Below are 9280 nucleotides of genomic sequence, written 5' to 3'. Positions count from 1 at the left end.
GGCCATGCCCGGCGTCCAGCCATCCGCCGGGCATGGCCCGGCGCTACCGCTCTATTTCGCGGATTCCTCGCGCTCCTGCACCTGCGCCTGGCGCAGCTCCTGCTCGGAGGCGCGTAGCGCCTTCACGTCCAGCTTGCGTATGGTCTTGATGAAGCACGGCATGCGCGGGCCAGCGGTCGGGTCACGTACCAGCACCTTGTCGAACGGCGCCGAGACGCGGTTCATCCGGCTGGTCAGGCCGATGGCGGTCGCATACGACAGATCCTGGCAGGGACCATTCAATTCCAGCAGGTAGGCCTCGCTCGGACGCGTCCAGACCGCCAGCGCACTGTCGCCCAGCTCGGTCCAGCCATTGAGGCTGCCGAAGAACTGCATGTCCTTCTGCGGTGCGCCGGCGTGGGCACGATACAGCTCCAGCTTCTCGGCACTGCCCAGGCGGCCGGTGGTGGCACAGCCAGCCAGAGCCAGGCACAGCCCGGCGATCAACAGTGGTGTCTTCATGGCCATCTCCACGGGGGAACTGTGCCGATCATGCACCCGCCGGGGTGGTGCCGGCGCAACGGCCGGCAGCCTGGTTCAGGCCCTGCATCGAATCCGGTAGTCGCCAACCTTGGTTGGCGCTTGCCCGGCCGCTCAGACGTCGGCGTGGGCCAGCGCGTGCAGGCGCCCTTCGCGCAGCTCCAGCACCCGGTCCAGACGCCGTGCCAGCGAGCGGTCATGGGTCACCAGCACCAGGCTGGTATGCCGCGCACGGTTGAGCTCCAGCATCAGCTCGAACACGGTCGCAGCGGTGCGGTCATCCAGGTTGCCGGTCGGCTCGTCGCCCAGCACGCAGGCCGGGTGATTGACCAACGCGCGCGCCACCGCAGCACGCTGGCGTTCGCCACCGGACAGTTCGCCGGGCTTGTGGTCCAGGCGATGGCCGAGGCCGACCGATTCCAGCAGCGCAGTCGCACGCGTGCTGGCCTCGGCCACCGCGGTACCGGCCAGCATCACCGGCATCATCACGTTTTCCAGCGCGGTGAAYTCCGGCAGCARGTGGTGGAACTGATARACGAAACCCAGCGMCYGGTTGCGCAGCAGGCCGCGCGAGGTGTCCGACAGCGCCGACATGCGCTGGCCGGTGACATAGACCTCGCCCGCAGTCGGCGTATCCAGCCCGCCCAGCAGGTGCAGCAGCGTGCTCTTGCCGGCACCGGAGGCACCGATGATCGCAACCGTCTCACCTGCAGTCACCGTCAGGTCCAGCCCGTCGAACACCGGTGTCTGCATGCGCCCTTCGGCGTAGGTCTTGCCCAGCCCTTCGGCACGGATCACTTCATCGCCGCGGTTGAAGACCTTATTCATAGCGCAGGGCCTCCGCCGGCTGGGTGCGTGCTGCCCGCCAGGCGGGATACAGAGTGGCCAGGAAGCTCATCAGCAGCGCGACCAGGGTGATCACCACGATGTCGCTGGTCTGCATGTCGGTCGGCAGGCCGGTGATGTAGTACACATCCTCCGGCAGCAGCTTGACGTTGAACACCGACTCGATGGCGCCGAGGATGCGTTCCAGGTTCAAGGTCAGGGTGATGCCGCCGATCAGGCCGGCAAGGGTGCCGAAGATGCCGATCAGCGAGCCCTGCACCATGAACACCTGCATCACCCCGCCCGGGGTCAGGCCGAGGGTGCGCAGGATCGCGATGTCGGCCTGCTTGTCGGTCACCAGCATCACCTGCGAGGACACCAGGTTGAACGCGCCCATGGCGATGATCAGCGAGAGCAGGATGCCCATCACCACTTTTTCCATGCGCAGCGAGTGGTACAGGTTGGCGTTCTGCTGGGTCCAGTCGCTGACCCGATAGGCACCGCCGAGGTTCTGCGCCAGGTCCACGCCCACCTCCAGCGAGCGGTCCATGTCATGCAGTTTCAGGCGCACGCCGGTGGCGCCATCGGAACGCAGTACGCGCTCCAGGTCTTTCATGTTGGCAAAACCCACACCGCGATCGACCTCGTTGTAACCGGCCTCGAAGATGCCGCTGACGGTGAAGCGCTTCATCCGCGGCACCGCGCCCGCTGGCGTGCCCTGCACTTCCGCGAAGGTCACCAGCACCTGGTCACCGACGTCCACGCCCAGCCAGACGGCCAGTTCCTTGCCCAGCAACAGGTTGAAGCTGCCCGGGGTCAGGCTGCCGTAGCTGCCCTTGGTGACCTTCTTGTCGATCACCGACACCTTCGGTTCCAGTGCCGGGTCGATGCCCTGGATGATCGCACCCTGCACGCGCGGGCCRCTGATCATCGACTGGATCTCGATATACGGCGCAGCACCGGCCACGCGCGGATCCTTGTTGGCCACATCGACCACGCGCATCCAGTCCGGCATCGGTTCGCCGTCGCGGCTGATGGTGGTGTGCGCGGTCATCTGCAGCAGGCGGCTGCGGATTTCCTTCTGGAAACCGCTCATGACCGCCAATGTGGTGATCAGCACCGTCACCCCGAGCGCGATGCCCAGGATCGATGCCATCGAAATGAAGGAGATGAAGCCGTTGCGGCGCTTGGCGCGCAGRTAGCGCAGGCCAATGGCCACGGGAATGGGTTTGAACATGCAGGCACGCCAGTCGATTCAGCCTATGGTGCCACCGACCGGGGCCGACGGGAAACGCTTCGTGCGGCCACGGCCAGTCGCAGTTCACGTCGTTGTGCGCGATCAAGCACGTCCGGCCAGAACAACAGGCGCCTGCGACGCCAGCCCTCGCGCCAGTGCAGCAGCAGCCAGGGCCCGCGCACCACCAGCCGCGGCTCGGCAATATCGCCGCCGTCCAGCCGCAGCAGCTCAGGCAGGGGCGGCAGCTGCAGCACGACAGGGCGCCGCCGCAGGCGCCAGGCCAGCTCAGCCAGGCCAAGCGCCCAGACCCCGATCAACGCCGGAAGCAGATGCGCGGACGGCAGATCCGAAGCATGCAGCAGCCACGGTGCGGCCAGCAGTACCGCCAGCTGGGCGCCGGCCTGCAGCCGCGACGGGCGCCACTCAAGGCTTGAGGGCGAGGATCCTGTGCATGAGGGGGACGGCGTGTGCATGCGGGCAGGCCTCGTAGCCCATGAACCAGCGCCACAACTTATCGTCCTCGCAATCGAGCAGGAACAGGAAAACCTCGCGGTCTTCGGTCGGCGCACTGCTCCATTCGCGGTCCAGGTAGCGACCGAACAACTGGTCCAGTTCGCGCATGCCGCGCCGGCAACGCCAGCGCAGCTTCTTCAGCAGGACTTCTTCATCCATTGTGTTTCTCCAGATACAGCAAAGCCACGCATGGCGTGGCTCTGCTGGGGTCATGCAACTACCCGGCACCGTATCAGGCGCGGCGTTCCATCATCAGCTTCTTGATCTCGGCGATCGCCAGCGCCGGGTTCAGGCCCTTCGGACAGGTCCGGGCGCAGTTCATGATGGTGTGGCAGCGGTACAGCTTGAACGGATCTTCCAGATCGTCCAGGCGCGCACCGGTGTCCTCGTCGCGCGAATCGATGATCCAGCGGTAGGCCTGCAGCAGGATCGCCGGGCCCAGGTAACGCTCGCCGTTCCACCAGTAGCTCGGGCAGCTGGTCGAGCAGCACGCGCACAGGATGCACTCGTACAGACCATCGAGCTTCTTGCGGTCTTCCGGCGACTGCAGACGCTCACGGTCCGGCGGTGCCGGGGTCTGGGTGCGGATCCACGGCTTGATCGAGGCGTACTGCGCGTAGAAGTGGGTCAGGTCCGGAACCAGATCCTTGACCACGTTCATGTGCGGCAGCGGGTAGATCGGCACTTCCTTCTTGCCGCAGTCCGAGATGGCTCGGGTGCAGGCCAGGGTGTTGGTGCCGTCGATGTTCATCGCGCACGAACCACAGATGCCTTCGCGGCACGAGCGGCGGAAGGTCAGGGTCGGGTCGACCTCGTTCTTGATCTTGATCAGCGCGTCCAGGACCATCGGGCCGCAGGCGTCCAGATCGACGTCATAGGTGTCGGTGCGCGGATTGCTGTCGTCGTCCGGACTCCAGCGGTAGATCTTGAAGGTGCGCACGTTCTTGCCGCCGGTCTTGGCGGGGAAGTGCTTGCCCTTCGTGATCTTGGAATTCTTGGGGAGTGAAAACTCGGCCATGGCTGCTCTCGTTGGCTCAGGCGGCCCGCGCCCGGGGGCGCGGATTGCATGTTAGGCGGGGTCGGATCAGTACACGCGCGGCTTCGGCGGCACCACGGACACGTCATCAGTCAACGTGTACATGTGCACCGGACGGTAGTCGAAGCTGCACTTGCCCTTCTCGTCCACGCTGACCAGGGTGTGCTTCTGCCAATTGACGTCGTCGCGGTCCGGGAAGTCCTCGTGCGCGTGTGCGCCGCGGCTTTCCTTGCGCTGCTCGGCCGAGTTGATCGTCGCCACTGCATTCAGCAGCAGGTTGTTCAGCTCGTAGGTCTCGATCAGGTCCGAGTTCCAGACCAGCGAACGGTCGGAGACCTTCACGTCCTGGAACGAGTCGAAGATCTTGTCCATCTTCTCGCAGCCTTCCTTCAGCGTCTGGCTGGTACGGAAGACCGCCGCGTCGGCCTGCATGGTGCGCTGCATGCGATCGCGGATGACCGAAGTCGGGGTATCGCCGTTGGCGTGACGCAGCTTGTCCAGCAGGCCCAGCGCCTTGTCGCAGGCGTCGGCCGGCAGGGTCTTGTGCGCCGCGCCCGGGGTGATCGTCGCCGCGCAACGGTTGGCCACCGCACGCCCGAACACCACCAGGTCCAGCAGCGAATTCGAACCCAGGCGGTTGGCACCGTGCACCGAAACGCAGGCCGCTTCGCCGATGGCGTACAGGCCCGGCACGACCGCATCGGGGTTCTCGCCGTCCTTGCGCACCACTTCACCGTGGTAGTTGGTCGGGATGCCGCCCATGTTGTAGTGCACGGTCGGAATCACCGGGATCGGCTGCTTGTGCACGTCGACGCCGGCGAAGATGCGCGCGCTCTCGGCGATGCCCGGCAGCTTGTCGTCGATCACGCCCGGGCCGAGGTGGGTCAGGTCGAGCAGGATGTGGTCCTTGTGCTCGCCCACGCCACGGCCTTCGCGGATCTCGATGGTCATCGAACGGCTGACCACGTCGCGCGAAGCCAGGTCCTTGTAGTGCGGTGCGTAACGCTCCATGAAGCGCTCGCCGCTGCTGTTGCGCAGGATGCCGCCTTCACCGCGGACACCCTCGGTGATCAGGCAGCCGGCGCCGTAGATGCCGGTCGGATGGAACTGCACGAACTCCATGTCCTGCATGGCGATGCCGGCGCGCATGGCCAGGCCGCCACCGTCGCCSGTGCAGGTGTGSGCCGAGGTGGCSSWGAAGTAGGCSCGRCCGTAGCCGCCGGTGGCCAGCACCACGCCCTGGGCGCGGAACAGGTGCAGCGTGCCGTCGGACATGTCCAGCGCCAGCACACCACGGCAGGCGCCTTCGTCATCGAAGATCAGGTCGAGTGCGAAGTACTCGATCATGAAGCGTGCGTCGTGCTTCAGCGACTGCTGGTACAGCGTGTGCAGCATCGCGTGGCCGGTACGGTCGGCCGCCGCGCAGGTACGCTGCGCCGCCGGGCCTTCGCCGTACTGGGTGGTCATGCCACCGAACGGACGCTGGTAGATCTTGCCTTCCGCGGTGCGGCTGAACGGCACGCCGTAGTGCTCGAGCTCGATGATCGCCGGAATCGCTTCACGGCACATGTACTCGATGGCGTCCTGGTCGCCCAGCCAGTCCGAACCCTTGATGGTGTCGAAGAAGTGGTAACGCCAGTCGTCCTCGCCCATGTTGCCGAGCGCGGCGGAGATACCGCCCTGGGCGGCAACGGTGTGCGAACGGGTCGGGAAGACCTTGGTCAGGCACACGGTCTGCAGGCCCTTGGCGGCCAGGCCGAACGTGGCACGCAGGCCGGCGCCGCCGGCGCCCACCACGACCATGTCGTACTTGTGTTCGGTAATCTTGTAAGCGGACATCTAGTCTGGATTCCTGTCTTGGCGCCTGGGCTCAGGCAACGCCGAGGGCGATGCGGCCCACCGCAAACACACTGACGATCATGCCGAGCACGGCAACGAACTTCACCGCGGTCTGCAGCACCAGGGCCAGCAGCGATTCGTGGATGTAGTCCTCCAGCACGACCTGCAGGCCGAGCTGGGCATGCCAGAACATGGCGATCAGCAGGCCGATCAGCGGAACGGCGTTCCACGGCTTGGCGATCGCGGCGGTGGCGGTCACGTAATCCGAGCCCAGCAGGCCCAGCACGAACACCAGGAACCAGATGCCCAGCACCACCAGCGCGGCGGCGGTCAGGCGCTGATGCACGAAGTGCTCGGTGCCGGTCTTGGCCGAACCGAGACCGCGCACGCCCTTCAACGGGGTACGGAACTTGCTCATGCGGCACCTCCGAACAGCACATAGGCCCACACGGCCAGGGTGATCAGCAGGCTGCCGATCACCGACATCCAGCTGCTGCGGATGAAGGTGGCAATGCGGAATCCGATCGCGAAGTCCTGCACGATATGGCGGATGCCATTGCACAGGTGATAGGCGAACGACCATGTCCACGCGAACAGGAACACGCGGCCATACCAGGCCCCGGCATGGCCGGTGAAGCAGTTCCAGGATTCGGGCCCCATCATCAGAGCCAACAGGCCTCCGGCGATGATGAGGGCACCAACAGACAGAAAGACGCCAGTGGCTCGATGCAGGATCGAGGTGGCCATCTGAATCTGCCAGCGATACACCTGAAGGTGCGGAGAAAGGGGACGTTGTCTGGYSGCCATTCGCTGGGCTCGTTGTCTCGGCTGGGCGGCAYAAKGCCGCGTTGGCTCAATGCTGATCAAAAATCGATGCAGCGTCCGTTTTTYTCCCARTCKCCATACCGCACCGGATCAAGTCCGCCGCGGCCACCGAATTCTTCTTCCACCTCTGGTTGTTCCACGGGCACAGGGACCGGGGGAACCAGCGGGGCTTCAGCTTCGGCGTCGGGAGTGGGGGTTGTTTGGCCTATCATGATGGGTCTCGCAACGCACAAATTTTAGACCTCGTTCACGTGCCTGACAACCTTCCCCCTGCTTTCGTCGCATATCCGCGCCTGCCCGGCCATCAATTGCTGAGCCTGCAGGGCGTGGATGCAGTGGCTTTTGCCCATGCCCAGTTCAGCAGCGACGTGACCGCCCTGCCCCTGCTGCACTGGCAGTGGAGCGCGTGGCTGAGCGCCAAGGGCCGCACCCTGGCGGTGTTCCAGCTGCTGCGGCTGGCCGATGACCATGTGCTGCTGGTGCTCGCCGACGGTGATGCCGATGCGATTGCGTCGCAACTGCAGCGCTTCGTGTTCCGCCGCAAAGTGAAACTGCAGGTGCATGCAGACCTGGCCGTGGCCGGTGCCTTTACTGCGCCGGAAGCCGCCGCTGGCGCCGCCATCGCGCTGGTCGGCAGTCAGGGTTGGGAGCTGGATCTGGGCAGCGACGCACTTCCCCGTACTTTGCGCATCGGCCCGGTCGAGGCCTTCCCGGCCAGCGACGGAGCCGAAGATGCCGCCTTCGCCCTGGCCTGGCGCCAGGCCGACCTGCGCTTTGGCCTGCCACGCTTGGCAGAGAGCCAGCGCGAGGTGTGGACCCCGCAGCAGCTGGGCCTGGACCGCCTCAATGGCTACAGCGTGAAGAAGGGCTGCTACCCCGGCCAGGAAATCGTCGCGCGCACCCATTTCCTCGGCAAGGCCAAGCGCGCGGTGCAGCTGCTGCATACCGCTGCACCTGCGCAGGCAGGCGATGGCGTGCAGCAGGACGGCGTCGCGCTCGGCACCCTGGCCAGCGTGGCCGGCGATCTGGCACTGGCTGTGCTGCCACTGGAGACCGGCGACAGCGAACTGCAGGTGGGCAACGCGGTCGCGCAGCGGATGCCGCTGCTGGACGGCCTGGCGCGCTGAGGCGCCCGCCGGGCATGGCCCGGCGCTACCACTGGCCTGGCGGGTGCGGACCGTTGGTCCGCACGCCTTCGGCGAAGGAAGGTAGTGCCGGCCACTGGCCGGCAACCACGCCGGGTTGAGGTTGCCGGCCAGCGGCCGGCACTACCGGTTACAGGCGCTCGCCGGTTTCCGGGTTGAAGAAATGCAGGCCCTGCGGGTGGATCGCCACCCGGATGTCCTCGCCCACGCCCGGCAGCGACTGCGGCGCCACGCGCATGGTCAGCGCGTGCTGGCCGCTGCTCATGTTGACGAAGATCTCGTTGCCGACCGGCTCGATGCCTTCGATGCGCGCGGTGAACGCATGCGTGTCTTCGCTGCCTGCCGGCTGCAGGTGCTCGGGACGCACGCCCACGGCGATCGGCTTCTGCAGCCACGCCGGATCGATCGTCGCCTGCCCCAGCGGGGCACGCCACTGGCCATCGACCACGGTCACGCCACCGGCGTCGCCCTGCAGCGTGCCGCGCAGCACGTTCATCGCCGGGCTGCCGAGGAAGCCGGCCACGAACAGGTTGGCCGGGCGGTCGTACAGCGCCATCGGCGTATCGATCTGCTGGATGATRCCGTCCTTCAGCACCACGATGCGCTGGCCCAGGGTCATCGCCTCGACCTGATCGTGGGTCACGTAGATCATGGTGGTGCCCAGCTTGCGGTGCAGCTGCGCGATCTCGGTGCGCACGCTGTGGCGCAGTTTGGCATCCAGGTTGGACAGCGGCTCGTCCAGCAGGAACACCGCCGGCTCACGCACCAGCGCAYGGCCCAATGCAACGCGCTGGCGCTGGCCACCGGACATCGCCTTGGGCAACTTGTCCATCATGTCGGTCAGCCCCAGCGTCTGCGCGGCTTCGCTGATGCGCTTGTCGATGGTCGCCTTGTCGTGCCCGCGCAGCTTCAGGCCAAAGGCCAGGTTCTCGGCCACGGTCATGTGCGGATACAGCGCATAACTCTGGAACACCATCGCGATGTCGCGGTCCTTCGGCGCCACGTCGTTGACCACGCGATCACCGATGGTCAACGTGCCGCCGCTGATCTCTTCCAGCCCGGCCACCATCCGCAACAGGGTCGACTTGCCACACCCCGACGGACCAACCAGCACCATCAACTCGCCGTCGGCGACCTCGAAGGTGGCGTCCTTCACTGCAACCTGGCCGTTGTCGTAGACCTTGCGCACACCCTGCAACTGCACTTTTGCCATTTCACTCATCCAGTCCGCCCGACGCCGGGCTGTCTTTTGGGACTGCCTCGGCCCTCCCGATGGCAGTGATGATTGCGCGGTTGCCGCATGACGGCGACCACTGCAATCGAATACAGTTGCCCATTCTG

General features: G+C 66.0%; 12 protein-coding genes. 1 reads left to right on the top strand and 11 read right to left on the bottom strand.

The window, feature by feature from the left end; genetic code table 11:
• Positions 1-51 precede the first annotated feature (51 nt).
• The 10 genes from AC1DJN_RS07295 to AC1DJN_RS07250 form a co-directional block, all read right to left on the bottom strand.
• On the bottom strand, positions 52-501 hold the full coding sequence (locus tag AC1DJN_RS07295; protein WP_025878820.1) for a DUF6491 family protein: 450 nt from the start codon (positions 499-501) through the stop codon (positions 52-54).
• Between the two features lie 132 nt (positions 502-633).
• On the bottom strand, positions 634-1347 hold the full coding sequence (lolD, locus tag AC1DJN_RS07290) for a lipoprotein-releasing ABC transporter ATP-binding protein LolD (RefSeq protein ID WP_478028388.1): 714 nt from the start codon (positions 1345-1347) through the stop codon (positions 634-636).
• A complete protein-coding gene (locus tag AC1DJN_RS07285) occupies positions 1340-2581 on the bottom strand; it encodes a lipoprotein-releasing ABC transporter permease subunit (RefSeq protein ID WP_025878818.1) in 1242 nt (413 codons plus the stop codon). Before AC1DJN_RS07285 ends, lolD begins: the two co-directional genes overlap by 8 nt.
• Positions 2582-2604: 23 nt before the next feature.
• Positions 2605-3054: a hypothetical protein gene (locus tag AC1DJN_RS07280; RefSeq protein WP_032977865.1), complete on the bottom strand. Its 450-nt coding sequence runs from the start codon at positions 3052-3054 to the stop codon at positions 2605-2607.
• Positions 3005-3253, bottom strand: coding sequence for an FAD assembly factor SdhE (locus AC1DJN_RS07275; RefSeq protein ID WP_032977868.1), 249 nt, complete (start codon positions 3251-3253; stop codon positions 3005-3007). Before AC1DJN_RS07275 ends, AC1DJN_RS07280 begins: the two co-directional genes overlap by 50 nt.
• 73 nt (positions 3254-3326) lie before the next feature.
• Positions 3327-4112, bottom strand: coding sequence for a succinate dehydrogenase iron-sulfur subunit (locus AC1DJN_RS07270; RefSeq protein ID WP_080149146.1), 786 nt, complete (start codon positions 4110-4112; stop codon positions 3327-3329).
• Between the two features lie 66 nt (positions 4113-4178).
• Positions 4179-5969, bottom strand: a complete 1791-nt coding sequence (sdhA, locus tag AC1DJN_RS07265) for a succinate dehydrogenase flavoprotein subunit (protein WP_478039039.1) — start codon at positions 5967-5969, stop codon at positions 4179-4181.
• A gap of 31 nt (positions 5970-6000) precedes the next feature.
• Positions 6001-6387 carry a succinate dehydrogenase, hydrophobic membrane anchor protein gene (gene sdhD, locus AC1DJN_RS07260; RefSeq protein WP_025878813.1) on the bottom strand — a complete coding sequence of 129 codons (387 nt, stop codon included), beginning with the start codon at positions 6385-6387 and terminating at the stop codon, positions 6001-6003.
• Entirely contained in the window at positions 6384-6776 is a 393-nt protein-coding gene (gene sdhC / locus AC1DJN_RS07255) for a succinate dehydrogenase, cytochrome b556 subunit (protein WP_478039038.1), read from the bottom strand. Before sdhC ends, sdhD begins: the two co-directional genes overlap by 4 nt.
• A 56-nt stretch (positions 6777-6832) precedes the next feature.
• Positions 6833-7006, bottom strand: coding sequence for a DUF1674 domain-containing protein (locus AC1DJN_RS07250; RefSeq protein ID WP_080149151.1), 174 nt, complete (start codon positions 7004-7006; stop codon positions 6833-6835).
• 39 nt (positions 7007-7045) lie between these two features.
• Between AC1DJN_RS07250 and ygfZ the strand changes: the two genes are divergently transcribed.
• Positions 7046-7921, top strand: a complete 876-nt coding sequence (gene ygfZ / locus AC1DJN_RS07245; RefSeq protein ID WP_312963298.1) for a CAF17-like 4Fe-4S cluster assembly/insertion protein YgfZ — start codon at positions 7046-7048, stop codon at positions 7919-7921.
• Positions 7922-8069: 148 nt separating this feature from the next.
• Here the strand turns inward: ygfZ and AC1DJN_RS07240 are convergent, their stop codons facing one another.
• The gene (locus AC1DJN_RS07240; RefSeq protein ID WP_478039037.1) at positions 8070-9152 is read right to left on the bottom strand and encodes an ABC transporter ATP-binding protein; all 1083 of its coding nucleotides are present in this window, start codon (positions 9150-9152) and stop codon (positions 8070-8072) included.
• Positions 9153-9280 lie beyond the last annotated feature (128 nt).

This window comes from Stenotrophomonas sp. 05L414_2 (assembly GCF_056397905.1).
Note: the sequence above shows the minus strand (reverse complement) of the source record. Positions and strands in the feature narration are given on the sequence as shown.